The organism is Streptomyces sp. NPDC030862, from assembly GCF_055571835.1.
This window is the reverse complement of the sequence record NZ_JBVIEN010000006.1, coordinates 349,685-374,181: the sequence shown is the minus strand read 5'-3', so window position 1 is coordinate 374,181 and position 24,497 is coordinate 349,685. Positions and strand designations below refer to the sequence as shown.

At 71.6% G+C, this 24,497-nt stretch carries 17 protein-coding genes; 11 read left to right on the top strand and 6 right to left on the bottom strand.

Translation table 11 applies throughout. The features are described from left to right. The first annotated feature begins 108 nt into the window (after positions 1-108). Positions 109-1,539: an amino acid permease gene (locus ACZ42X_RS18840; RefSeq protein ID WP_468290948.1), complete on the top strand. Its 1,431-nt coding sequence runs from the start codon at positions 109-111 to the stop codon at positions 1,537-1,539. A 98-nt stretch (positions 1,540-1,637) separates the two neighbouring features. On the opposite strand, the gene ACZ42X_RS18835 is transcribed toward ACZ42X_RS18840, so the two are convergent. After that, positions 1,638-2,225 (bottom strand): biotin transporter BioY, encoded by a 588-nt coding sequence (locus ACZ42X_RS18835; RefSeq protein ID WP_468290945.1) that lies wholly within the window; start codon positions 2,223-2,225, stop codon positions 1,638-1,640. A gap of 259 nt (positions 2,226-2,484) precedes the next feature. On the opposite strand from ACZ42X_RS18835, the gene ACZ42X_RS18830 reads away from it, so the two are divergent. From ACZ42X_RS18830 to ACZ42X_RS18815, 4 genes are all read left to right on the top strand, one after another. Next, positions 2,485-3,885, top strand: a complete 1,401-nt coding sequence (locus ACZ42X_RS18830; protein ID WP_468290942.1) for an amino acid permease — start codon at positions 2,485-2,487, stop codon at positions 3,883-3,885. Positions 3,886-4,021: 136 nt separating this feature from the next. Next, positions 4,022-5,485 (top strand): amino acid permease, encoded by a 1,464-nt coding sequence (locus tag ACZ42X_RS18825; RefSeq protein WP_468290939.1) that lies wholly within the window; start codon positions 4,022-4,024, stop codon positions 5,483-5,485. Between the two features lie 132 nt (positions 5,486-5,617). Further along, on the top strand, positions 5,618-6,700 hold the full coding sequence (locus ACZ42X_RS18820) for a glycerophosphodiester phosphodiesterase family protein (protein WP_468290936.1): 1,083 nt from the start codon (positions 5,618-5,620) through the stop codon (positions 6,698-6,700). An 88-nt stretch (positions 6,701-6,788) separates the two neighbouring features. After that, a complete protein-coding gene (locus ACZ42X_RS18815; RefSeq protein WP_361415110.1) occupies positions 6,789-7,433 on the top strand; it encodes a superoxide dismutase in 645 nt (214 codons plus the stop codon). 176 nt (positions 7,434-7,609) lie between these two features. On the opposite strand, the gene ACZ42X_RS18810 is transcribed toward ACZ42X_RS18815, so the two are convergent. Beyond that, positions 7,610-8,251 carry a mycothiol-dependent nitroreductase Rv2466c family protein gene (locus ACZ42X_RS18810; protein ID WP_361413450.1) on the bottom strand — a complete coding sequence of 214 codons (642 nt, stop codon included), beginning with the start codon at positions 8,249-8,251 and terminating at the stop codon, positions 7,610-7,612. A gap of 135 nt (positions 8,252-8,386) precedes the next feature. On the opposite strand from ACZ42X_RS18810, the gene pepN (ACZ42X_RS18805) reads away from it, so the two are divergent. Together pepN (ACZ42X_RS18805) and ACZ42X_RS18800 are read left to right on the top strand one after the other, a co-directional pair. After that, positions 8,387-10,942 carry an aminopeptidase N gene (gene pepN / locus ACZ42X_RS18805; RefSeq protein WP_468290933.1) on the top strand — a complete coding sequence of 852 codons (2,556 nt, stop codon included), beginning with the start codon at positions 8,387-8,389 and terminating at the stop codon, positions 10,940-10,942. Positions 10,943-11,187: 245 nt separating this feature from the next. Continuing rightward, entirely contained in the window at positions 11,188-12,183 is a 996-nt protein-coding gene (locus ACZ42X_RS18800; RefSeq protein ID WP_468290930.1) for a hypothetical protein, read from the top strand. Between the two features lie 22 nt (positions 12,184-12,205). On the opposite strand, the gene ACZ42X_RS18795 is transcribed toward ACZ42X_RS18800, so the two are convergent. From ACZ42X_RS18795 to ACZ42X_RS18785, 3 genes are all read right to left on the bottom strand, one after another. Then, positions 12,206-13,372, bottom strand: coding sequence for a serine hydrolase domain-containing protein (locus ACZ42X_RS18795; protein WP_468290927.1), 1,167 nt, complete (start codon positions 13,370-13,372; stop codon positions 12,206-12,208). A gap of 90 nt (positions 13,373-13,462) precedes the next feature. After that, entirely contained in the window at positions 13,463-14,377 is a 915-nt protein-coding gene (locus ACZ42X_RS18790; RefSeq protein WP_468290924.1) for a pyridoxamine 5'-phosphate oxidase family protein, read from the bottom strand. A 13-nt stretch (positions 14,378-14,390) separates the two neighbouring features. Beyond that, entirely contained in the window at positions 14,391-14,852 is a 462-nt protein-coding gene (locus ACZ42X_RS18785; RefSeq protein WP_468290921.1) for a VOC family protein, read from the bottom strand. A gap of 131 nt (positions 14,853-14,983) precedes the next feature. Here ACZ42X_RS18785 and ACZ42X_RS18780 point away from each other — a divergent pair, with 131 nt between their 5' ends. From ACZ42X_RS18780 to pepN (ACZ42X_RS18765), 4 genes are all read left to right on the top strand, one after another. Further along, positions 14,984-15,532 (top strand): CGNR zinc finger domain-containing protein, encoded by a 549-nt coding sequence (locus ACZ42X_RS18780; RefSeq protein ID WP_468290918.1) that lies wholly within the window; start codon positions 14,984-14,986, stop codon positions 15,530-15,532. A 199-nt stretch (positions 15,533-15,731) separates the two neighbouring features. Continuing rightward, the gene (locus ACZ42X_RS18775) at positions 15,732-19,076 is read left to right on the top strand and encodes a S8 family serine peptidase (RefSeq protein ID WP_468290915.1); all 3,345 of its coding nucleotides are present in this window, start codon (positions 15,732-15,734) and stop codon (positions 19,074-19,076) included. 166 nt (positions 19,077-19,242) lie between these two features. Continuing rightward, entirely contained in the window at positions 19,243-20,259 is a 1,017-nt protein-coding gene (locus ACZ42X_RS18770) for an aspartate-semialdehyde dehydrogenase (RefSeq protein WP_468290912.1), read from the top strand. Positions 20,260-20,381: 122 nt separating this feature from the next. Beyond that, on the top strand, positions 20,382-22,967 hold the full coding sequence (gene pepN / locus ACZ42X_RS18765) for an aminopeptidase N (protein ID WP_468290909.1): 2,586 nt from the start codon (positions 20,382-20,384) through the stop codon (positions 22,965-22,967). 378 nt (positions 22,968-23,345) lie between these two features. Here the strand turns inward: pepN (ACZ42X_RS18765) and alc are convergent, their stop codons facing one another. Next, the gene (gene alc, locus ACZ42X_RS18760) at positions 23,346-24,491 is read right to left on the bottom strand and encodes an allantoicase (protein ID WP_468290907.1); all 1,146 of its coding nucleotides are present in this window, start codon (positions 24,489-24,491) and stop codon (positions 23,346-23,348) included. Between the last annotated feature and the right edge of the window lie 6 nt (positions 24,492-24,497).

Genomic DNA, 24,497 nt, shown 5'->3' with positions numbered 1-24,497 from the left:
GGTGCCGGAGGGTCACGATCCGGAATCGGGCCTTTCGGCCCTCGCGGGTCCCGTGTTTGCATGCACGGGCTCGTAACCCGAGTACCGCACAGACGTAAGGAATCGTCCATGACGACGCAGCCGACCCTCCCGAAGGAAGGCGGAACGACCGGGGACCCCGGTATTTCGCAGTCCTCCGACGGTCTCAAGGCCGGACTCAAGAACCGCCACCTGTCCATGATCGCCATCGGTGGAGTGATCGGCGCCGGCCTCTTCGTGGGGTCCGGTGCCGGTATCGCCGCCGCCGGCCCGGCCATCCTGCTGTCGTACGCCCTCGTGGGCGCGATGGTCGTGTTCGTGATGCGCATGCTGGGCGAGATGGCCGCCGCGCGCCCGACCTCCGGCTCCTTCTCCGCCTACGCGGAGCAGGCCCTCGGCCGCTGGGCCGGCTTCTCGATCGGCTGGCTGTACTGGTTCTTCTGGGTGGTGGTGCTGGCCGTGGAGGCCACCGCCGGCGCCCAGATCCTGGAGCACTGGATACCGGCCGTCCCGCAGTGGGGCTGGGCCCTGATCGTCATGGTCGTGCTGACCGCGACGAACCTCGCCTCGGTCTCCTCGTACGGCGAGTTCGAGTTCTGGTTCGCCGGGATCAAGGTCGTGGCGATCGCCGCGTTCGTGGCGGTCGGCCTGCTCGCCGTGTTCGGGCTGCTGCCGGGCTCGGACAACCCGGGCGCGGGCTTCGCGCACCTGACGGACACCGGGGGCTTCTTCCCGATGGGCGCCGGGGCGGTGCTCACGGGTGTGCTGATGGTGGTCTTCTCGTTCATGGGCAGCGAGATCGTGACCCTCGCCGCCGGCGAGTCGGAGGACCCGCAGCGGGCGGTCACCAAGGCGACGAACAGCGTGATCTGGCGGATCGCGGTCTTCTACCTGGGCTCGATCTTCGTCGTCCTGACGCTGCTGCCGTGGAACGACAAGTCCATCGTGGACAAGGGCTCCTACGTGGCCGCGCTGAACTCGATCGGCATCCCCAACGCCGGTACGGTCATGGAGGTCATCGTCCTCACCGCCGTGCTGTCGTGCCTCAACTCGGGTCTTTACACGGCTTCGCGGATGGCGTTCTCGCTGGGTCAGCGCGGTGAGGCGCCCCGGGCGTTCGCGCGGACCAACGCGCGGGGCGTGCCGCAGGCCGCGATCCTGTCGTCGGTGCTGTTCGGCTTCGTGGCCGTCTTCTTCAACTACAAGTGGCCGGACACCGTCTTCGCGTTCCTGCTGAACTCCTCCGGTGCGGTCGCCCTCTTCGTGTGGCTGGTCATCTGCATCACGCAGCTGCGGATGCGCGGGATCATCCTGCGCGAGTCGCCCGAGAAGCTCGTCGTGCGGATGTGGCTGTTCCCGTACCTGACGTGGGCGACGATCGCGATGATCACGTTCGTGCTGGGCTACATGCTCTACAAGGGCGGGGACGCGCGTGAGCAGGTCGTCCTGTCGCTGGCCGTGGCCGCGGTCGTCCTGGTGATCGCGTTCGTGCGCGACGCCCTCAGGCTCCAGAAGCGGTAGCGGGCAACCGAAAAGGCTCTCCGTACCCCACCGGGTGCGGAGAGCCTTTTTCGTACGTCCGGTTCGTACGTCCTGTTCGTACGTCCGGAGGCGCCGCCTCAGCCCTTGCGGCCGGCCAGCTTCCACGCGGCCGGCAGCGCGCCCATCGCCAGCGCCGCCTTCAGGGCGTCGCCGATGAGGAACGGCACCATGCCCTTCGCCACGGCCTCGGTCAGCGTCATGCCGGTGGCGAGCGCCAGGTACGGCACGCCGACGGCGTAGATGATCAGGGAGCCGAGCGCCATCGTGCCCGCCATACGCGCCACGGAGCGGTCGGCCCCGCGCCGGGCCAGGGCGCCGACGACGGTCGAGGCGAGCAGCATGCCGAGGATGTAGCCGAAGGAAGGCATGGCGTACCCGGAGCTCGACTGCGCGAACCACGGCACGCCCGCCACGCCGGCGATCACGTACAGCGCGAGGGAGAGGAAGCCGCGGCGGGCGCCGAGCGCGGTGCCGACGAGGAGCGCGGCGAAGGTCTGGCCGGAGACGGGGACCGCGAAGCCGGGCGGCTGGACGGCTATCTGGGCGGCGATACCGGTGAGCGCGGCGCCGCCGACGACGAGCGCGATGTCACGGGTGCGGCTGGCGGGCAGGAGGTCGGCCAGGACCGTACCGGTACGGACGGTGGGGGCGGCGGCAGTGCTCATCGGGGGCTCCGCGGGGTGAGGGCAGGTGAGGACAGGCTGACGCTAGCCCAGGAGTGAACGGGCGATCACCGTCAGCCGATGACAAAGCGCCGACCGGGCACGTGGTGGAGTTCGCACAAAGGCGGCCGCCCATACCCTGTCCGGCGTGACCCTTGTCACTAGGACGTCCTGACGGACCGTCCTTTTTGCGCCAGGTGCGCTCCAGCGGGAAGACTGTGGGCTCCCACCAAACAGCACCCTTTGCGAGAGTACGAGCGCCATGCACGACGCCCCTCCGGCCGCCCCCTCGGCCCCGCTTGCCGCGGAGCCCGAGCCCCTCTCGCACGGCTTGAAGCAGCGTCATCTGACGATGCTGGGCCTGGGCGGGGTGATCGGCGCCGGGCTGTTCGTCGGCTCGGGCGCCGGGATCGCGGTCGCCGGGCCCGGCATCGTGCTGTCGTACCTGATCGCGGGCGCGCTCGCGATGCTGATCATGCGGATGCTCGGCGAGATGTCGGCGGCGATGCCCGCCTCGGGTGCCTTCTCGGTGCACGCGGAGCGGGCGCTGGGCCGCTGGGCGGGGTTCAGCGTCGGCTGGCTGTACTGGTTCCTGCTGGTGGTGGTGCTGGCGGTGGAGGCGTCGGGCGCGGCGCGGATCGCGCACGGCTGGGTGCCGGGCGTGCCGCAGTGGGCCTGGGTGCTGGTGTTCATGGTGGTGTTCACGGCCACGAACCTGACGGCGGTGAAGAACTTCGGCGAGTTCGAGTTCTGGTTCGCGGCGCTGAAGGTCGGCGCGATCGTGCTGTTCCTGGCGCTGGGGGTGACGGCGATCGTCGGGTGGCTGCCGGAGACGGATCCGGTGGGGATGGCGAACCTGACCGGGCAGGGCGGGTTCCTGCCGGCCGGCTGGGACGGCGTGGTCTCCGGGGTGCTGGTGGTGGTCTTCGCCTTCGGCGGCCTGGAGGTCGTGACGATCGCCGCCGCCGAGTCCGAGGACCCGGCGCGCAATGTGGCGCGTGCGGTGCGCAGCGCCGTGTGGCGGATCCTCTTCTTCTACGTCGGCTCGATGCTGGTCGTGGTGACGCTGCTGCCGTGGACGTCGATGGAGCCCGGGAAGAGCCCGTACGTCGCGGTGCTGGACGCGGTCGGGGTGCCGTCGGCCGGACAGATCATGAACATCGTGGTCTTCGTGGCCCTGCTGTCGGCGCTCAACGCCAATCTGTACGGGTCCTCACGGATGGTGTTCTCGCTGGCGGAGCGCGGTGAGGCACCGAAGGGCCTGCTGGTGGTGTCACGGGGAGGCGTGCCGCGGCGGGCGGTGCTGGCGTCGGTGGCGTTCGGCTTCGTCTCCGTACTGCTCAATCTCAAGTGGCCGGAATCCGTGTTCCTCTACATGCTCAACGCGGTCGGCGCGGTGCTGCTGTTCGTGTGGAGCCTGATCGCCGTGTCGCAGCTGCGGCTGCGGCGGCGCATCGAGCGGGAGGCGCCGGAGAGCCTGTCCCTCCGCATGTGGGGGTTCCCGTGGCTGACGTACGCGGCGCTGGCCGCGATGGCGGCGGTGGTGGCGCTGATGCTGGCCGACGACGGGACGCGCCCTCAGGTGCTGTGGTCAGGCGGGGCGACGGCGGTTGTCCTGATCGTTGCGGGGGCCCGGGAGTGGCGGACGCGCCGCCATTTGTGAAGAATTCGTGTTCATTCCTTCACATTGTGTGAGCACGGTGTCCGTATAGCGGTCCGCTGTTCCCTGTGAGCGGTGCGCCCCCACAGACTGTGGGCCACACGCAGCCCCCCGTCTCAGCTACGAACAGGGCACACCCATGTCTCGGACCCCCGCGCCCGCATCCGCCGACCCGGCCCCCGCCGGGTCGACGCCTGCCGGCACCTCGTCGCCGGTCGTCGACGTACCGCTCGCCAGCGGACTGAAGCAGCGCCATCTGTCGATGATCGCCCTCGGCGGCGTCATCGGCGCCGGCCTCTTCGTCGGCTCCGGCACCGCCATCGCCGCCGCCGGCCCGTCGATCATTCTCGCGTACGCGATATCCGGCGCGCTCGTCATGCTCGTGATGCGCATGCTGGGCGAGATGGCGGCGGCCAATCCGGCGTCCGGCTCCTTCTCGGTGCACGCCGAGCGGGCCATCGGACCGTGGGCGGGCTTCACCGCGGGCTGGTCCTTCTGGTTCCTGCTCTGCGTGGCCGTCGGCCTGGAGGCCATGGGCGCCGCCAAGATCATGGTCGGCTGGTTCCCGGACACCCCGCCGTGGATGTGGGTCGCCCTCTTCATGGTGGTGTTCTGCGGGACGAACCTCGCGGCCGTGAAGAACTTCGGCGAGTTCGAGTTCTGGTTCGCCGCCCTCAAGGTCGGCGCGATCGTCCTCTTCCTGGGCATCGGCGTCCTCGCCATCCTGGGCCTCCTGCCCGGCACGGACTCCCCCGGCGCCGGCAACCTCACCGGCCACGGCGGCTTCATGCCGAACGGCTCCGAGGGCCTCATCGTCGGCCTGCTCGCCTCCGTCTTCGCGTACGGCGGCCTGGAGACGGTCACGATCGCCGCGGCCGAGTCCGAGAACCCCGTGCAGGGCGTCGCGAAGGCCGTCCGCACGGCCATGTGGCGGATCGCCGTCTTCTACGTCGGCTCGATGGCCGTCGTCGTCACGCTGCTGCCGTGGACGCACGAGTCGGTCGCCGAGAAGGGCCCGTACGTCGCCACGCTGGAGCACCTGGGCATCCCGGGCGCCGAGCAGACCATGAACGTCGTCGTGCTGATCGCCCTGCTCTCCGCGATGAACGCCAACATCTACGGCGCCTCCCGGATGGCGAACTCGCTGGTCGCCCGCGGGTGGGGTCCGAAGCTGCTCGGGAAGCTCTCCGGCGGTGTGCCGCGCGTCGCCGTCCTGGCGTCGTCGGTCATCGGCTTCGTCTGCGTGCTCCTCAGCTACTGGAGCCCGGACCGGCTCTTCGGCTGGCTCCTCAACACCATCGGCGCGATCATCCTCGTGGTCTGGTTCTTCATCGCGGTCTCGCAGCTGCTGCTGCGCCGCCGGCTGGAGCGGGAGGCGCCCGAGAAGCTGGTCGTGAAGATGTGGGCGTACCCGTACCTGACGTACGTGGCGCTGGCCGGCATGGCGGCGGTCTTCGTGCTGATGGCCCGCGACGAGGGCACGCGCGAGCAGCTCTACTTCACGGGCGGGCTGACGCTGACGCTCGCGGTGATCGGCTACATCCTCCAGATGACCCGCGCGGAGTCCGCGGGGGCGGAGGCCAAGGCCCCCGAGAAGGTCTGACCCCAGCCTTGACCACTGCAGGGCCCCGGTGCACCGTGTGCGCCGGGGCCCTCGGCGTTTTCGGTGAAACCCGGCCGTACGGCGGGTGAACCGGCCCGGTCGGCGCGCGGGGGCCGCCTACCGTCCGGCGGTATGAGACGTCGTTCCGTCCTCCTCGCCGCGGGCGCCGGTGCCGCGGCCGCCCTGTCCGCTCCCCCGTCCCGGGCCGCCGACTCCCCCCACGCGGGGCCCCTCGTCATCGGCCATCGCGGCGCGGCCGGCTGGCGCCCCGAACACACCGCCTCCTCGTACACCCTCGCCGTCCAGTGCGGCGCCGACTGGATCGAACCGGACCTGGTCGCCACCCGCGACCACCACCTGGTGGTGCGCCACGAGAACGAGATCTCGGCCACCACGGACGTCGCCCGCCGCCCCGAGTTCGCCGGGCGCCGCACCACCAAGACCGTCGACGGCCGGTCCGTGACGGGCTGGTTCACCGAGGACTTCACACTCGCCGAGCTGAAGACCCTGCGGGCGGTCGAACGCCTCCCCCTCGTACGCGACCGGAACACCGTCTTCGACGGCCGCGAGCGGGTGCTGACCTTCCAGGAGGTCGTCGACCTCGCGCGCGGGCTGTCGCGGCGGTACGGCCGGACCGTGGCCGTCTTCCCGGAGACCAAGCACCCGACGTACTTCCGCTCCCTCGGCCTGCCCCTGGAGCCGGTCCTCGCCGAGGCCGTACGCCGGAACCGGCTCGGGCCGCGCGAGTGCGTCATCCAGTCCTTCGAGCCGTCCAGCCTGCTGCGCCTCGCCGAGGAGGAGCGGCTGCGCGTGCCGCTGTGGCAGGCGCTCGGCACGAGCGGCGGCCCGTACGGCCACCCCGCCACGTACGCGGAGATGACGACGCCCGCCGGGCTGCGCGCCATCGCCGCGTACGCGCGCTGGATCGGACCCGACAAGTCGTCCCTCCTGCCGCCGTCCCCGCTGCTCGCGGACGCGCACGCGGCGGGGCTGCGCGTCGGCGCGTACACCTTCCGCGCCGAGAACCGCTACCTGCCCGCCGACCTGCGGCGCGGCACCGGCCCGGACGGCTTCGGGGACGCCTTCGCCGAGTACGAGCGCCACTACGCGCTCGGGGTGGACGCCGTGGTGACCGACTTCCCGGATCTCGCGGTGATCGCCCGGGACGCGTGGCGGGAGGGCGGCGGGGACGCGCGGCCTAGGACGAAGGGCTGATCAACTTCCGGCCTTCCTGCTGTTAGCCTGCACTTGCACAGCCTTTGCAATAAGCAGCAGAATGCAGCAGCAGTCGGAGGGCACGGACATGGCGATCTACACACTTCCTGAACTTCCGTACGACTACGCCGAGCTCGAGCCGGTCATCAACCCGCAGATCATCGAGCTGCACCACGACAAGCACCACGCCGCCTACGTCAAAGGCGCGAACGACACCCTCGAACAGCTGGAAGAGGCGCGCGACAAGGAGCAGTGGGGCTCGATCAACGGCCTGGAGAAGAACCTCGCGTTCCACCTCTCCGGCCACATCCTGCACTCCATCTACTGGCACAACATGACCGGCAAGAAGAACGGCGGCGGTGGCGAGCCGCTGGCGGCCGACGGCGTGGGCGAGCTCGCCGACGCGATCGCCGCGTCCTTCGGCTCCTTCGCCAAGTTCAAGACGCAGCTGTCCAAGGCCGCCGCGACGACGCAGGGCTCGGGCTGGGGCGTCCTCGCGTACGAGCCGGTCAGCGGCCGGCTCATCGTCGAGCAGGTCTACGACCACCAGGGCAACGTCGGCCAGGGCTCGGTGCCGATCCTGGTCTTCGACGCCTGGGAGCACGCCTTCTACCTCCAGTACAAGAACCAGAAGGTGGACTTCATCGAGGCCATGTGGGAGGTCGTCAACTGGCAGGACGTGGCCAAGCGCTACGCCCAGGCCAAGGAGCGCACGCCGCTGATCGCGCCGTGACGCGTGCGCCCCTCGGACCGGGGCGCTGCTGAATCGTCCTGCTCGTGATCGTCTTCTCAACCTTCACCGGGCAGGCGGATGAAGGACGGCCCCCCGCGATGACGTGAATCGCGGGGGGCCGTCTGTTGCCGTACGCCGGCGTCCGGGGGGGGCGCCGGCCTACGGGTCGCCGGCGGCTACAGGTTGCTGAAGTCCGGACCGGCGGTCCGGGTCCGCTTGATCTCGTAGAAGCCGGGCGTCGACGCCACCATCAGCGTGCCGTCCCACAGACGGGCCGCCGCCTCGCCCTGGGGGGCCGGGGTGACGACCGGGCCGAAGAAGGCGATCTGCTCGCCGTCCGCGCCCGGGACCGCGATGACCGGCGTCCCGACGTCCTGGCCGACCTTGTCGATGCCCTCCTTGTGGGAGGCGCGCAGCTCCGTGTCGTACGTGTCCTTGTCGGCGTAGCTCGCGAGGGAGGCGGGCAGCCCGGCGTCCTCCAGGGCCGCCTCCAGGACCGCGCGGTCGGTGGCGTCCTGGCCCTTGTTGTGGAAGCGGGTGCCCATCGCGGTGTAGAGGGGGCCGAGCACGTCGTCGCCGTGCTGCTGCTGGGCGGCGATGGCGACGCGCACCGGGCCCCAGGCCGTCTTGAGCAGTGCCTGGTAGTCCTCGGGAAGCTCGTCCATCTTGGGCTCGTTGAGGACGGCGAGGCTCATCACGTGCCAGCGCACGTCCACCGGGCGGACCTTCTCCACCTCCAGCATCCAGCGGGAGGTCATCCAGGCCCAGGGGCACATGGGGTCGAACCAGAAGTCGGCGGTGGTCCTGCTCTCGGACATGCGTCTCCTCAGCTGATGGGTCGGGCGTGCCTGAGGGGGGCAACACCACCGGGCGCCACCGGCATTCCCCATACCGGCCGTCAGTGGCGCATGGGAGGATCGCTGCTGTCAGAACGAGCTACGAAGGAGTTGCCCGTGCCCGGTGAGAATCTGTCCCGCGACGAGGCCCGCGAGCGGGCCGAGCTGCTGACCGTCGACGGGTACGAGGTGGCTCTCGACCTGCGGTCCGCGGTCGGGGAGGCCGCCGGCGGCGAGTCGGAGCGGCGGACCTTCCGGTCGGTGACGACGATCCGGTTCCGCTGCGCCGCGCCGGGGGCCACCACCTTCGCGGACCTGGTCGCCCCGTCGGTGAACGCCGTCACGCTCAACGGCCGCGAGCTGGACCCGGCCGTCGTCTTCGACGGCACGCGGGTCGCCCTGGAGGGGCTGGCCGAGGAGAACGTGCTGGTGGTGGACGCGCAGTGCGCGTACAGCCGGACGGGCGAGGGGATGCACCGCTTCGTCGACCCGGAGGACGGCGAGGTCTACCTCTACACGCAGTACGAGCCGGCGGACGCGCGGCGCGTGTTCGCCAACTTCGAGCAGCCCGACCTCAAGGCGCCGTACCGCTTCGAGGTGACGGCGCCCGAGGGGTGGACGGTGTGGAGCAACGGCGTGGAGGAGTCGCGGGAGGGAGGGGTCTGGCGGTTCGCGGAGACCGCGCCGATCTCGACGTACATCACCTGCGTGGTGGCCGGCCCGTACCACTACGTCACGGACACCTACCGGCGCGGTGACCTGGAGATCCCGCTCGGCGCGATGTGCCGCAAGGGACTGGCCAAGCACTTCGACGCGGACGACGTCTTCCTCGTCACCAAGCAGGGCTTCGACTTCTTCCACGACAACTTCGACTACCCCTACCCCTTCGGGAAGTACGACCAGGCCTTCGTCCCCGAGTACAACCTCGGTGCGATGGAGAACCCCGGCATGGTGACCTTCCGCGAGGAGTACATCTACCGCGGCAAGGTGACGCGCGCGGCGTACGAGCGGCGGGCGAACGTCATCCTGCACGAGATGGCGCACATGTGGTTCGGCGACCTGGTCACCATGAAGTGGTGGGACGACCTGTGGCTGAAGGAGTCGTTCGCGGACTTCATGGGGTCCTTCTCGCTGGCCGAGGCCACCCGCTTCACCAACAGCTGGGTCACCTTCGCCAACAACCGCAAGGCCTGGGCGTACCGGGCCGACCAGCTGCCGTCCACCCATCCCATCACGGCCGACATCCGTGACCTGGAGGACGCCAAGCTGAACTTCGACGGCATCACGTACGCCAAGGGCGCGGCCGTCCTGAAGCAGCTGGTGGCGTACGCGGGGCGGGAGGCCTTCCTGGAGGGCGCCCGGCGCTACTTCAAGCGGCACGCGTACGGCAACACGCGCCTGGACGACCTGCTGTCGGTGCTGGAGGAGACCTCGGGGCGCGACATGACGGCGTGGGCGCGGTCCTGGCTCCAGACGTCGGGCGTCAACGTGCTCACGCCGGCCGTGACGTACGACGCCGAGGGCCGGGTGGCGGAGCTCGCGGTCGAGCAGGAGGGCGACGAGCCGCGTCCGCACCGGGCGGCCGTGGGCCTGTACCGGTCCGAGGGCGGCGAGCTGGTGCGGTACGCCCGCGCGGAGGTGGACATCACCGGCGCGCGCACGGTGGTGGCGGAGCTGGCGGGCAGCGAGCGCCCGGCGCTGGTGCTCGTCAACGACGAGGACCTCACGTACGCCAAGGTGCGCTTCGACGAGGGCTCGCTGGACACCCTGCGCGAGCACCTCGGCGACATCACCGACCCCCTGGCGCGGGCCCTGTGCTGGTCGGCGCTGTGGAACCTGACGCGGGACGCGCTGCTGCCGGCGCGGGACTTCGTGGCGCTGGTGCTGCGCTTCGCGGGGCGCGAGTCGGACATCGGCGTCCTGCAGATGCTGCACGCCTGGGCGCAGTCGGCGCTGACGCACTACGCCGCCCCGGCGTGGCGCGAGCAGGGCGGCCGGCTGGTCGCGGAGGGCGCGCTGCGGGAGCTGCGGGCGGCGGAGCCGGGCAGTGAGCACCAGCTGACGTGGGCGCGGTTCTTCGCGGCGACGGCGAGCGGGGACGAGGACTTCGCGCTGCTGGAGGGGCTGCTCGACGGTTCCGCCAAGATCGACCGGCTGGACGTGGACCAGGAGCTGCGCTGGGCGTTCCTGGGGCCGCTGGCCGCGCACGGCCGCGCCGACGAGAGCGTGATCAACGCCGAGCTGGCGCGCGACGACACGGCCTCGGGCAAGCGCCACCAGGTGCGGTGCCTGGCGGCCCGCCCGTCGGAGGCGGTCAAGGCGCAGGCGTGGGCGCAGGTCGTCGAGTCCGACGCGCTGTCGAACGCGCTGGTGGAGGCGACGATCGCGGGCTTCACCCAGCCGTCGCAGCGGGCGCTGATCGCGCCGTACGCGCCGAAGTACTTCGACGCGATCGAGCGCGTGTGGCGGGAGCGGTCCATCCAGATCGGCATGGACGTGGTGCGGGGCCTGTTCCCGTCGCTCCAGGACGACCCGTCGACGCTGGAGGCGACGGACGCCTGGCTCGCCGCCCACGAGTCGTCCGCCCCGGCCCTGCGCCGCCTGGTCCTGGAGGCCCGCGACGACCTGGCCCGCGCACTGCGCGCCCAGGCGCGCGACGCGGCGGCGGGCTGAGGCCGGGGCTGGCCGGTGCGAGCCCGCGTCGGGGCCGGGCTGGGCCCGGCTGAGCGCCCGGACGGGCCCCGGTCGGCCGACGGCGCCCGGCTGGCCGGGCGGCGTCTCCGGCCTGCGGGTTCCGGGGCGCCGGGAGTCCCTGATCGGCAGTCGAACGCCCGTACTTTAGGACGGGGTTGTCCCGGATTGTCGACGGGCTTGTAACAACGGTTAGAGGGCGGGGAGTTGGCGGGAAGTCCCGGGGCATGACCAACACCCCGCTCTCCCCCCGTCCCCTCTCCGGCTCCTCCGACGTACGGCGGCGCGTGCTGTCCGCCGCGCAGCTGCGGGCCCAGGGCGTGTCCGCCGCCGAGGCCGGCGCGCACTGCCGGGCCGGCGGGCCCTGGCAGCAGGTGCTGCCGGGCGTGTACCTGCTGCGTCCCGGCCAGCCGACCAGCGAGGAGCGGCTGCACGCCGCACTGCTGTACGCCGAGCGGCGGCCCGGCGGTGAGGGCGACGCGATGATCACCGGGCTGGCGGCGCTGGCGCTGTACCGGTTCGCCGCCGCGCCGCCGCTGCCCGCGCTGGACCACATCGACGTGCTGGTGCCGCGCACCCGGCGGCTGCGGTCCACCGGGTGCGTGCGCATCGTGCGCGCGTCGGCGGACCCGCCGGTGGCCCGGGAGGTGACGGGCCTGCCGGTCGCCCCGGTGGCCCGCGCCCTGGCGGACGCCGTCCCGCACCTCGCCGACGCCCACACGGTGCGGCGGCTGCTCACCGAGGCCGTACGGAAGGGGCACTGTGAACCGTCCGCGGTCGTCCGGGAGTTCAACCGCGCCCGGCTGCTGACCCGGCCGCACGTCGTGGACGCCGTCGACGCGCTCCTCGCGGACGGCCGGGCGCTGGCCGAGGAGCGGCTCTACGAGATGGTGCGCGTCCACCAGCTGCCCGACCCGCTGTGGAACGTGGACCTCCGGCTGCCCGGCGGCCCTCACCTCGGCGGCGTGGACGCCTACTGGCCGGACCAGGCCGTCGCCGTCGAGCTCGACACCCGCTCGTCGCGCCGGGACGACGACGAGAGCACCTGGACCGCGTACACGCGCAAGCGCGAGCACCTGGAGCGGCTCGGCGTCACCGTCGTCCACCTCACGCCCCGCAAGCTGCGTGACGCGCTGGAGCAGCAGGCGGTGGTGGTGCGGACGGCCCTGATGGCGGCCGGGGACCGGGCCCCGGCCGCGTACCTCGTGGTGCTGCCCAGGTGAGGGCGAGGGCCACGGCGAGGGCTCAGCCGCAGAACTCGGCTTCGACGATCCCCAGCGTGTTGCCCGCCCAGTCGCCGTTGAGGTTCAGCGCCAGTGAGTGCTCCCCGTCCCGGGTGGCGACCACGTTGGAGACGGATCCGTGGATGCCGCCGGTGTGGCCCCACACCTCCGTGCCGCAGCTCAGCTTGACCGCGAACACGCCCAGTCCGTAGCGGGCGGACGGCCCGCCCTCCTCGACCGGGACCGTGGTGGTGAGCTCCTTCATCTGCGCCGGCGGCAGCAGCCTCCCCTTCAGCAGCGCCCGGACGAACCGCTGGAGGTCCGCCGAGTCGGAGATCATCTCGCCGGACGCCCATGCCCCTGACGGGTTCAGCTCGGTGACGTCGTGGACGGGTGCGTTCGGCTCCGCCGCCATGAGCGTGGAGTAGGCGCGGCCGCTGGGCTTCGGCATCCGCGCGTCCGTACCGGGCACGGAGGTGGCGCGCAGCTTCAGCGGCTTGATGAGGCGGCGCTCGATCTCCTTTCCGTACGGCCGTCCGGTCACCTTCTCGATGACCATGCCGGCGAGGATGTAGTTGGTGTTGGAGTAGGCCCAGTCCGTGCCGGGCGCGAAGTTCGGCCGGTGGCCCATCGCGACGCCGACCAGCTGCCGCGGAGTCCAGGTGTCGTAGCGGTGCTGGAGGAAGCCGGGGCCGAAGGCCTTCGCCTGGAACCCGGGGTCGGCGGTGTAGTTGTAGATGCCGCTGGTGTGGTTGAGCAGTTGGCGGAGGGTGATCTTCCGGCCGTCGTGGCCGTTGCCGCGTACGACGCCGGGGAGCCAGCGGTCCACGGTGTCGTCGAGGTCCAGTCTGCCCTCGGCCTCCAGTTGCAGGACGGTGGTGGCGACGAACGTCTTGGTGATGGAGGCCACGCGGTAGCGGTCGTTCGGGTGGCGTTCGCGGCCGGTGTCGCGGTCGGCGACCCCGGCGGCGCCGTTCCAGACGCCGTCGCGGTCCCGCGCCTGGGCGAGCGCGCCGGGCGCTCCCTCCCGTACGGCGGCCTCGAGGGCCGCCTGGGTCCGCTCGTGCCCGTCCGTGGTGCGCGTGGTGCGGTCGGTGCGGTCGGCGGCGGCTGCCGGGACGGTGAAGGCGGTGGTGGCGACAGCCGCCGCCACGATCGCCGCCGTCAGGGCCGTCTTGCGTATCGCCATGCTCGTTCCCCTCGCTGTTCGACTGCGGTCGGTGGAGGGGACCGCGCCGGTGCGCGGGGAGTTGACCGGGGCCGCCGGGTTGAGCCGGTTTCAGCCTTCCTCGATCACCTCCGCCGCCTCCGGGTTGTGGGGCGAGTACTCCGGCACCGCCGACCACCGCAGCGGGCTCGCGCCCTCGTGCTCCAGCACCCCGTCGACGGTGAAGCGGACGGTGCGGCCGGTCGCGGTGAACACGGTGCGGGCGGTGCCGGTGAGCTGGAGCGTGGTGCCGGTGGCCCAGTCGGGGAACAGCAGTCCCGCGCGGGCGTCGGCCTCCAGGTTGCCGAGGGTGAGGAACATGCCGTTGCCCGCGTAGTCCCGCCAGCCGAGCTCGGTGGGCGAGGCGACCTGGACGAAGCCGGGGTTGCCGCCCCGGTGGCTGGCGTCGGCGCCGTGCCCGGGCGCGACGGTGGCGATGAAGAAGGTGTCGGCGGCGCGGACGAACTCCTGCTGGGCGGGGGTGAGCCGGTCGCTCCGGCGTACGGCGCCGGGACGCGCCGCCGCGCCGTCGACGGGCGCGTACAGCTCCCGCTTCTGCAGGTACTTCGGACAGTTCGAGAAGACCTGCCGCGCCGCGATGGCCAGGCCGGAGGCGCTGGGCCGGGCCGTCCCGTTGAGGCGCATGCGGCGCCGGGTGCGCGGGTCGAGGGCGATCGTTCCGACGGGGGTGTCCTCGGCGCGGGCCAGCGTGGCGGCGAGCGGGTCGCCGTCCGTCACGCCCCCGGCCACCGCCACGGTGTGCGGCCCGGTGGCCCGGACGAAGCCGGGCGCGCCGGTGAGCAGGGAGCTCCAGACGCGGCCGTGCTCGTCCTGCGCGCCGATCACCAGCAGGGGCTGGAGCTCCAGGAAGGCGGCGGCGACCCGGCGGATGTCCTGGCCGATGGAGCGGCCGACGTGGTCGGCGAGGTCGCGGACGCCGACGCGGGTCTGCACGGCGAGCGATCCCTGGTGGTAGGGGCGTGACACGGGTGACCGCCTCCTAGAAGAAGCCGCAGGTGGGGGCGGCGGCGTTGGGGGCGGGTGCCTCCTCGGCGCCGACGGGGGCGTAGATCTCCAGGCGGGTGCCGTCGGGGTCGTGGAAGAAGATCCCGCCGGAGGCCGCGCCCTCGCGGTGCGCGACGACCCCGTCGTACGCGAACGTCACGTCCAGCGCCCGGAGTCCGGCCTCGACGGCCCGGACCTCGTCCATGGTGTCGACCTCGAAGGCGAGGTGGTGCAGGCCGGCGCGGGCGGGGGCGTAGGGGTCTTCGGCCTGCTGCCAGAGGGCGAGGGCGAGCCGGCCGTCCCGGCCGAGGAGGGCGAACCGCCGGCCGTCCTCCTTGCCCTCGACGAGCACGTCGAAGCCGAGGACGTCCCCGTAGAAGGCGAGGGAGCGCGGGAGGTCGGTGACGTTGATGCCGACATGGCCGGTACGGAGCGTGCTGTGGGTGGTCGCCGTCATGGCGGTGCCCCTCTCAGAGCGAGTTGGCTAACCTGTGATCGAGACTTTAAAGGTTAGATCATGGGTGCGCAACCAGTCACGTACGATTAAGGGGTTAGGCGCACCAGGCAGGCGGCGAAAGGGAGCCACAGATGCCCGCACCGGACCCGCGTCCGCTCGTCGGCGAACCCGTCTCCCTCGACCTGCTCAACACCCGCTGGGTGCACGACGGCGCCGCCCAGGACCTGCTGACCGGCCCCGAGGGGCTGGCCGTCTGGCTGGCGGCCAACGGCCTCGACGCCGACGCCCGCTTCCGCGCCGACGTGCCCACGCTGGAGCGCACCCTGACCGCCCGCGACGCGCTCGCCGCCGCCGTCGACCGGCCCGGTGACACCGCCGCGGCCGCCGCCCTCAACGAGGTCCTCGCGCACGGCCGGATCCGCGCCGTGCTCACCGCGGAAGGCCCCGCCGAGGAGGCCGAGTTCGCCGACCCCTCCTGGGGCCCCGGCTGGCTCGCCGCCCGTGACTACCTGGACCTGCTGCGCACCGCGCCCGACCGGATCCGCGCCTGCGCCCACGAGGCGTGCGTCCTGCACTTCTTCGACACCTCGCGCAACGGCACCCGGCGCTGGTGCTCCATGGCGGTGTGCGGCAACCGCGCGAAGGCCTCCCGCCACTACGCGCGCACCAAGGAAAGTTGAACGCTCAGCCGAACGGCCTGCGTAAACCAGGGATTTGACCCGGTTCATCCCCTGTGGCGTATCGGCGACAGTGGCGGATGTGCGCCACAACCCGCATCCCGTCTCCGGCAGCCCTCCACAAACCCCCGTCCCGTGCGAAAGGGTGAGCGGTCATCCGGCACCACATACCGGACCGTCTCTTTCACATACAGGGATGCAGATGACCACCCTCGAATCCCAGAGCTCCATACCAGGGAGCTCGACCCCCGGCCACAGACGGACGGCTCGGCGCACCGCCCGCGTCGTCGCCGCCGCCGGCCTGGTGGCCGCGCTGGCCGCGGCCGGCACCGCCCCGGTGTTCGCCGCCGACGACCCGGCGGGCACCCCCGCGGGCACGTCCCCGGCCAAGTCGGACGCCTCCGCCGCCGACGCGAAGCTCGGCGCCGCCGACGCCGAGCGGCTGGCCGAGGCGGAGGCCCAGGGCGACCGGACCGTCACCGTCATGGTGGCCACGGCCCCCGGCCAGACCGAGCAGGTCGCCCAGCAGTTCGACGACGTCGCCGGCGCCACGGTCGGCACGACGTACGACAAGCTCGGCTACGTCCGCGCCACGCTGCCCACCGGGAAGGCGAAGTCCGCGCTCACCGCGGCCGCCAAGCTCTCCTCGGTGCAGGGCATCGACCTCCAGTACGAGATCGCGCTGGAAGACCCGTCCCCGGACGCGGGTACCGTCGGGGAGGGCGGTACCACGACCGGTTCGACGGCCACCACGTACCCCGGCCCCGACGCGCGGACGCCGGCGAAGAACCCGTACAACCCGGCCTTCGAGACCGGCGCGGTGGACTTCGTCAAGAAGTACCCGAAGGCCGACGGCCGCGGCGTGACCATCGGCATCCTCGACTCCGGCGTGGACCTGGGCCACCCGGCGCTGCAGAAGACCACCACCGGCGAGCGCAAGATCGTCGACTGGGTGACCGCCACCCACCCCGTCACCGACGGCGACGGCACCTGGCGCCCGATGAACAACCCGGCGGTGGCCGGCCCGACGTTCACCGCCGACGGCCGCACCTGGACGGCGCCCGAGGGCTCGTACCGCTACCGCGACTTCCGCGAGGCCGCCACCAAGGGCGGCGACATGAACGGCGACCTCAACCGCGACGGTGACACCACCGACGTGTGGGGCGTGCTGTACGACGCGGCCGCCGGCACCGTCCGCGTCGACCTCAACGGCAACAACGACTTCACCGACGACGTCGCGATGAAGCCGTACAAGGACGGGTTCCAGGTCGGCTACTTCGGCACGGACAAGCCGGAGACCGACGTCGTGGAGCGCATCCCGTTCGTGGTCGAGATCCGCAAGGACGTCGTCTACAACGCCAACAAGGACAAGGCCGACTTCGTCAACATCGGCGTCGTCAACTCCGACCACGGCTCGCACGTGGCCGGCATCACCGCCGCCCACGGCCTGTTCGGCGGCAAGATGAACGGCGCGGCGCCCGGCGCCAAGCTGGTCTCCTCGCGCGCCTGCACCTGGTCCGGCGGCTGCACCAACACCGCCCTGACCGAGGGCATGGCGGACCTGGTCGTCAACCGCGGTGTCGACATCGTCAACATGTCGATCGGCGGCCTGCCGGCGCTCAACTCCGGCGACAACGCGCGCGCCGCGCTCTACGGCCGCCTGATCGACACCTACGGCGTCCAGCTGGTCATCTCGGCCGGCAACTCCGGCCCGGGCCTGAACACCATCGGGGACCCCGGCCTGGCCGACAAGGTCGTCTCGGTCGGCGCCGCGATCTCCAAGGAGACGTGGGGCGCCAACTACGCCTCGGTCGTCGAGAAGAAGTACGCCATGTTCCCCTTCTCCTCGCGCGGCCCGCGTGAGGACGGCGGCCTCACCCCGACGATCTCCGCGCCCGGCTCGGCGATCAACACCATCCCGACGTGGATGGCGGGCGCGGGCGTCCCGGAGACGTCCTACAAGCTGCCCGCCGGCTACGGCATGCTCAACGGCACCTCGATGTCGTCGCCGCAGGCGGCCGGCGCGAGCGCGCTGCTGATCTCCGCCGCCAAGCAGCGGAAGATCGCGCTCTCCCCGCTGAGCCTGCGTACCGCGCTCACCAGCACCGCGAACCGCATCTCGGGTGTCGCGGCGCACGAGCAGGGCGCCGGTCTGATCGACGTCGTCGACGCCTGGGAGTCCATCGAGGACGGGGCCACCGCGCACGAGTACACGGTCGCCGCGCCCGTCGACACCGCGCTGGAGCAGGAGCTGAAGAAGCCCGGCACCGGCATCTACGACCGCGAGGGCGGCCTCAAGGCCGGCCAGAAGAAGGTCTACGACGTCACCATCACGCGCACGACCGGCCCGGACCGGCCGATCGAGCACGAGCTGGAGCTGAAGTACAACGACGGCACCTTCCGCATCCTCGGCGACGACGAGGTGGACCTGCCGCTGAACAAGCCCGTCACCGTCAAGGTGCAGGCCAAGCCGGGCTCCGCGGGCGTGCACAGCGCCATCCTGGAGGCCGACGACGAGGACACCGAGGGCGTCGACAAGCAGATCCTCGCCACCGTCGTCGTCGCGCACGACCTGGCCGCGCCGAGCGCGTACGCCTACAGCGCGACCGGCACCGTGCAGCGCAACAGCCACAAGTCCTACTTCGTCACGGTGCCCAAGGGCGCCAAGGCGCTGGAGGTGGCGCTCGGCGGGCTGAAGGAGAAGAGCCAGACCCGGTTCATCGCCATCCACCCGTACGGCGTGCCCGTCGACACCACCGCGTCCAACGCGTGCTACCCGCACTACAACCCGGCGAACACGTGCCGTCCCGACGCGCGCTCGTACGCCAACCCGACGCCGGGCGTCTGGGAGATCGAGGTCGAGGCGCGGCGCACCTCGCCGGACCTGGACAACCCCTACAAGCTGGACGTGTCCCTGCTGGGTGCGGCCTTCGACCCGGCGGTGCGGACGGTGCCCGAGGCGAAGGTCGGCACGCCGGCCGCGGTGGACTGGAAGGTCACCAACGGCTTCGCCGCGATCGACGGCACGCTGAAGGGCGGCCCGCTCGGCTCCGCGAAGGTCGCCACGCCGACCCTCGCCAACCACGCCACGCACACCAGCACGGTCACCCTCGGTGAGGGCGTCGAGCGGCTGGACGTCGCCATCGGCAACACCTCCGACAAGGCGGCCGACCTGGACCTGACCGTCTCGCTGAACGGCGTGGAGGTCGGCTCGTCGGCGGACGGCGACTCGGAGGAGTCCGTCTCCCTGATCAAGCCGGCCGCCGGTACGTACACGATCGAGGTCATCGGCTACGAGATCCCGGCCGGCTCGACCACGTACGACTACAAGGACGTGTACTTCTCGTCCGCGCTCGGCACGGTCAAGGTCGACGCCGCCAAGCCGGTGAAGCTGGCGACGGGCGCGTCGGCGCAGGTCGCGGCCGAGGTGCTGGTGAACGGCGAGGCCCCCGAGGGCCGGCAGTTCTTCGGCGAGGTGTCGCTGGTGACGGCGCGCGGCACGGCCGCGGGCAGCGGCAGCGTCATGATCGGCAAGGTCACGCCGTAGCACGTCTCGTACGGTGAGTGAGGGCGGGCGTCCTGCGGGCGCCCGCCCTTCGCGTGCTGCTTCTCACGTCGCGGACAATGAATTGGACAAGCCCGGTCAGGTGATACGCATCATGGGTGAGGCACCCAGGCCGCCAGGGCCGACAAGCACGTACGGAGGAGTCCCCGTGAAGGTAGGAATCGTCGGAGCGACCGGTCAGGTCGGCACGGTCATGCGCAGGATCCTTGCCGAGCGGAAGTTCCCCGTCGACGAGCTGCGGCTGTTCGCCTCCGCCCGTTCCGCGGGCACCGTCCTGGACGGCGTGACCGTCGAGGACGCCTCCACCGCCGACTACACCGGCCTGGACATCGTGCTCTTCTCCGCCGGTGGCGCCACCTCCAAGGCGCTCGCCGAGAAGGTCGCCTCCCAGGGTGCCGTGGTGATCGACAACTCCTCCGCCTGGCGCCGGGACCCCGAGGTGCCGCTGGTCGTGTCCGAGGTGAACCCGCACGCGATCAAGGACCGCCCCAAGGGGATCATCGCCAACCCGAACTGCACCACCATGGCCGCCATGCCGGTGCTGAAGCCGCTGCACCAGGAGGCGGGCCTGACCGCCCTGGTCGCCACCACCTACCAGGCCGTCTCCGGCTCGGGCCTGGCGGGCGTCGCGGAGCTGGACGGCCAGGTCAAGGCCGTCGCCGAGCGCGCCACCGAGCTCACCCACGACGGCGAGGCCGTCGCGTACCCCGAGCCCGGCGTCTACAAGCGCCCCATCGCCTTCAACGTGCTGCCGCTGGCCGGCTCCCTCGTCGACGACGGCTCCTTCGAGACGGACGAGGAGCAGAAGCTCCGCAACGAGTCCCGCAAGATCCTGGAGATCCCCGACCTCAAGGTCTCCGGCACCTGTGTGCGCGTCCCCGTCTTCTCGGGCCACTCCCTCCAGGTCAACGCCCGCTTCGAGCGCCCGATCAGCGTGGAGCGCGCCTACGAGCTGCTGAAGGACGCCGAGGGCGTCGAGCTCTCCGAGATCCCGACCCCGCTCCAGGCGGCCGGCAAGGACGCCTCGTACGTCGGCCGCATCCGCGTGGACGAGACCGTCGAGCACGGCCTCGCGCTCTTCCTCTCCAACGACAACCTGCGCAAGGGCGCGGCGCTGAACGCCGTGCAGATCGCGGAGCTGGTCGCCGCCGAGCTGAACGGCTGACGTCGCCGACCGGCTGACCTCGGGTTTCATGCCGATGGGGCCGCCCCGCCGTAACGGTGGGGCGGCCCCTTGGCGTCCGTGGAAGGATGGCCGCAAACGTCACACAACGAGGAGATGACCGGGTGCCTGGCACGAACCTGACCCGTGAAGAGGCGCAGCAGCGGGCGAAGCTGCTGACCGTGGACTCGTACGAGATCGACCTGGATCTCAGCGGCGCGCAGGAGGGCGGCACCTACCGGTCCGTCACCACCGTGCGCTTCGACTCCGCCGAGGAGGGCGCGGAGACGTTCATCGACCTGGTGGCCCCGGCCGTCCACAAGGTCACCCTGAACGGCCACGCGCTGGACGTCGCGGCCGTCTTCCGCGACTCGCGGATCGCGCTGAAGCACCTGAAGCAGGGGCGCAACGAGCTGACGGTCGTCGCGGACTGCGCGTACACGAACACCGGCGAGGGCCTGCACAAGTTCGTCGACCCGGTCGACGACCAGGCGTACCTCTACACGCAGTTCGAGGTGCCGGACGCGCGGCGGGTGTTCGCCAGCTTCGAGCAGCCGGACCTGAAGGCGACCTTCCAGTTCACCGTGAAGGCGCCGTCCGGCTGGACCGTCATCTCGAACAGCCCGACGCCCGAGCCGAAGGATGACGTCTGGGTCTTCGAGCCCACGCCGCGCATCTCGACGTACATCACGGCCCTGATCGTCGGCCCGTACCACGCGGTGCACAGCACGTACGAGGGCCCGGACGGGCAGGTCGTGCCGCTGGGCATCTACTGCCGTCCGTCGCTCGCCGAGTTCCTCGACGCGGACGCGATCTTCGAGGTGACGCGGCAGGGCTTCGACTGGTTCCAGGAGAAGTTCGACTACGCGTACCCCTTCGCCAAGTACGACCAGCTGTTCGTGCCGGAGTTCAACGCGGGCGCGATGGAGAACGCGGGCGCGGTGACCATCCGCGACCAGTACGTCTTCCGGTCGAAGGTGACGGACGCGGCGTACGAGGTGCGCGCCGAGACCATCCTCCACGAGCTGGCCCACATGTGGTTCGGCGACCTGGTGACGATGGAGTGGTGGAACGACCTGTGGCTGAACGAGTCGTTCGCCACCTACACCTCCATCGCCTGCCAGGCGGCGGCGCCGGGTTCGCGCTGGCCGCACTCGTGGACGACGTTCGCGAACCAGATGAAGACGTGGGCGTACCGGCAGGACCAGCTGCCGTCGACGCACCCGATCATGGCCGACATCCGCGACCTGGACGACGTCCTGGTCAACTTCGACGGCATCACCTACGCCAAGGGCGCCTCCGTGCTGAAGCAGCTGGTGGCGTACGTCGGCGAGGACGAGTTCTTCCGGGGCGTGCAGGCGTACTTCAAGCGCCACGCCTTCGGCAACACGCGCCTGTCGGACCTGCTGGGCGCGCTGGAGGAGACCTCCGGGCGTGACCTGAAGACGTGGTCGAAGGCGTGGCTGGAGACGGCCGGCATCAATGTGCTGCGCCCGGAGATCGAGGTCGACGGGGACGGCGTCATCACCTCCTTCGCGGTACGCCAGGAGGCCCCGGCGCTGCCCGCCGGCGCGAAGGGCGAGCCGGTCCTGCGGCCGCACCGGATCGCGATCGGCCTGTACGACCTCGACGGGTCGGGCAAGCTGGTCCGTACGGACCGGGTGGAGCTGGACGTCACGGCGACCGAGCGCACCGAGGTGCCGCAGCTGGCGGGCGTGCGCCGCCCGGCCGTGGTGCTGCTCAACGACGACGACCTGTCGTACGCCAAGGTACGCCTCGACGAGGAGTCGCTGGCCACGGTGAAGCAGCACCTGGGCGACTTCACCGAGTCGCTGCCGCGCGCGCTGTGCTGGGCGTCGGCGTGGGACATGACGCGCGACGGCGAGCTGGCCACGCGCGACTACCTGGAGCTGGTGCTGTCCGGCATCGCGAAGGAGTCGGACATCGGTGTGGTGCAGTCGCTGCACCGCCAGGTGAAGCTGGCCCTCGACCTGTACGCGGCGCCGGAGTGGCGCGAGACGGGCCTGGCCCGCTGGACGGAGGCGGCGCTGACGCACCTGCGCACCGCCGAGCCGGGCAGCGACCACCAGCTGGCGTGGGCGCGGGCCTTCGCGGCGACCGCCCGTACGCCGCAGCAGCTGGACCTGCTGGCGGCGCTGCTGGAGGGCCGCGAGACGATCGAGGGCCTGGTCGTGGACACCGAGCTGCGCTGGGCGTTCGTGGAGCGGCTGGCCGCGACGGGCGTGTACGACGAGCCGGAGATCGCCGCCGAGCACGACCGCGACAAGACGGCGGCGGGCGAGCGGCACGCGGCGACCGCGCGGGCGGCACGCCCGACGGCGGAGGCCAAGGCCGAGGCGTGGGCGTCGGTCGTCGACTCCGACAAACTGCCGAACGCCGTGCAGGAGGCCGTGATCGGCGGCTTCGTCCAGACGGACCAGCGCGAGCTGCTGGCCCCGTACACGGAGAAGTTCTTCGCCGTGGTCAAGGACGTGTGGGCGTCCCGCTCCCACGAGATGGCCCAGCAGATCGCGGTGGGCCTCTACCCGGCGGTCCAGGTCTCCGAGGAGACGCTGGCGGCGACGGACGCCTGGCTCGCGAGCGCGGAGCCGAACGCGGCACTGCGCCGCCTGGTGTCGGAGTCGCGGTCGGGCGTGGAGCGCGCGCTGAAGGCCCAGGCGGCGGACGCGGCGGCGGCCGCGGGCGTGTGATGAAACCTCGCGAGTGAGCCGAAGTGGGGGTCCCCCCGCCGAAGGTAGGGGGAGCGGCGGTGTCGAAAGGGATGGGGGTCCCCCCCGCCGAAGGTAGGGGGAGCGCGGAGGGTCGTGAGGAACTGGGGGTCCCCCCGCCGAAGGCCAGGGGGAGACCCGAGCGGGGGTACCTCCCACGCCCGCAGGGCGTAGGGGGAGATCGACCGTCGACACCGTCTTAGGCGCCCCGGAGGTGAACCGAGCGCTCAAAAAAGGGGCGCCCTCCCCCCGAGGGGCGCCCCTTCGTCGTGGGTGGAAATCCGCCCGGCGGGCGGGCGTTCGTGCGCGCCGTCCGCCGGGCGGAAGCCGTGTCCGGCCGTCAGCCGGCCGTGCGGGCCGTCAGCCGTTCAGCCGCGCGTAGCGGTCGCGCAGGTCCACCGCGCCCTGCTCCGTGAGGGAGCCGTGCAGGCGCATGCGGGCGATGCCGCCGTCGGGGAAGGCGTCGAGGCGTACGTGGGTGACGACGGCCTCGGCGGGCAGCTTGAAGCGGTGGAGCGTGTCGGGCTGGAGCCGGGTGCGCGGGATGATCTCGAACCAGTCGCCGTCCTCGCCGTCGCGGCCCTGGAGGGAGATCCAGCCGGCGGAGTTGCCCTTGAGGTACGCGGTGTCGATCTCGACGGCCCGTACGGCACCCTGCGCGGCGAGGCGGAAGCGCACCCAGTCGTTGGTGCCGCGGACGCGGCGGCGGCGGTTCTCCCAGCCGTCGTCCATCTTGCGGGAGGTGCCCGGCAGGATGATCTGCGTCGGCGAGGAGTAGAACTTGTCGGACGCGTCCTCGTACACGCCTCCGTTGAGTACGGAGATGAGGTCGAGGGTGCCGAGGAGGTCCAGCCACTCCGGGTCGGGGACGACCTCGCCGTGGACGCGGAGGCGGGCGATACCGCCGTCGGGGTGCTGGCAGACGCGCACGTGGGTGAAGCGGCGCTCGGCGCCGATCGCGAAGCCGTTGGCGGCGTGGCCGCGTACGGGGGTGGGCGGGAGGATCTCCTCCCACTTCACGTCGTCGGAGAGGAGTTGCTCGGGGCTCGGGCTGCCCTCGACGGAGGCGGCCTGGAGGGAGACGCGCTGCGGGTAGTTGCCGCGGAAGTGGGCGGTGTCGACGATGACGCCGCGGATGACGCCGGGGGCGCCGAGGCGGACGATCGCCCAGTCGTGGTCCTCGGGGGCGGGGAAGGGGTTCTCGCCGTCGGTACCGCGCCGACGGCGGGTCTCCCAGCCGTCCATGATCTTGCCCTTGTGCCCGAAGTGCTCCGGATCGAACACGGCACGCTCGCGCACCAGGAGGTTCTCGCGCTCGGCGAAGAACTCGTCGTTGGCGGCGACGACTCCGGCACCGAGGCGGCGGTCGGCCAGGTCGACGAGGTCGGTGAACGGGAAGTCACCGGCACGGTAGTCGGCGTACGGGTCGCCACCGCCGTAGGGCGCGGCGTCGTTGGCGTGCGGGTCCTGGTCCGGGGCGTCCTGGGTGCTCGGGTCGAAGGTCATGGACCT

Bases quoted from the DNA above. Each gene is read 5' to 3' on its own strand.
- ACZ42X_RS18835 (WP_468290945.1), bottom strand. From the start codon at position 2,225: ATGAGCACTGCCGCCGCCCCCACCGTCCGTACCGGTACGGTCCTGGCC.
- ACZ42X_RS18800 (WP_468290930.1), top strand. From the start codon at position 11,188: ATGACCAACACCCCGCTCTCCCCCCGTCCCCTCTCCGGCTCCTCCGAC.
- ACZ42X_RS18780 (WP_468290918.1), top strand. From the start codon at position 14,984: ATGCCCGCACCGGACCCGCGTCCGCTCGTCGGCGAACCCGTCTCCCTC.
- ACZ42X_RS18810 (WP_361413450.1), bottom strand. From the start codon at position 8,251: ATGTCCGAGAGCAGGACCACCGCCGACTTCTGGTTCGACCCCATGTGC.
- ACZ42X_RS18825 (WP_468290939.1), top strand. From the start codon at position 4,022: ATGTCTCGGACCCCCGCGCCCGCATCCGCCGACCCGGCCCCCGCCGGG.
- ACZ42X_RS18830 (WP_468290942.1), top strand. From the start codon at position 2,485: ATGCACGACGCCCCTCCGGCCGCCCCCTCGGCCCCGCTTGCCGCGGAG.
- ACZ42X_RS18785 (WP_468290921.1), bottom strand. From the start codon at position 14,852: ATGACGGCGACCACCCACAGCACGCTCCGTACCGGCCATGTCGGCATC.
- ACZ42X_RS18815 (WP_361415110.1), top strand. From the start codon at position 6,789: ATGGCGATCTACACACTTCCTGAACTTCCGTACGACTACGCCGAGCTC.
- ACZ42X_RS18775 (WP_468290915.1), top strand. From the start codon at position 15,732: ATGACCACCCTCGAATCCCAGAGCTCCATACCAGGGAGCTCGACCCCC.
- ACZ42X_RS18820 (WP_468290936.1), top strand. From the start codon at position 5,618: ATGAGACGTCGTTCCGTCCTCCTCGCCGCGGGCGCCGGTGCCGCGGCC.
- ACZ42X_RS18795 (WP_468290927.1), bottom strand. From the start codon at position 13,372: ATGGCGATACGCAAGACGGCCCTGACGGCGGCGATCGTGGCGGCGGCT.
- ACZ42X_RS18840 (WP_468290948.1), top strand. From the start codon at position 109: ATGACGACGCAGCCGACCCTCCCGAAGGAAGGCGGAACGACCGGGGAC.
- alc (WP_468290907.1), bottom strand. From the start codon at position 24,491: ATGACCTTCGACCCGAGCACCCAGGACGCCCCGGACCAGGACCCGCAC.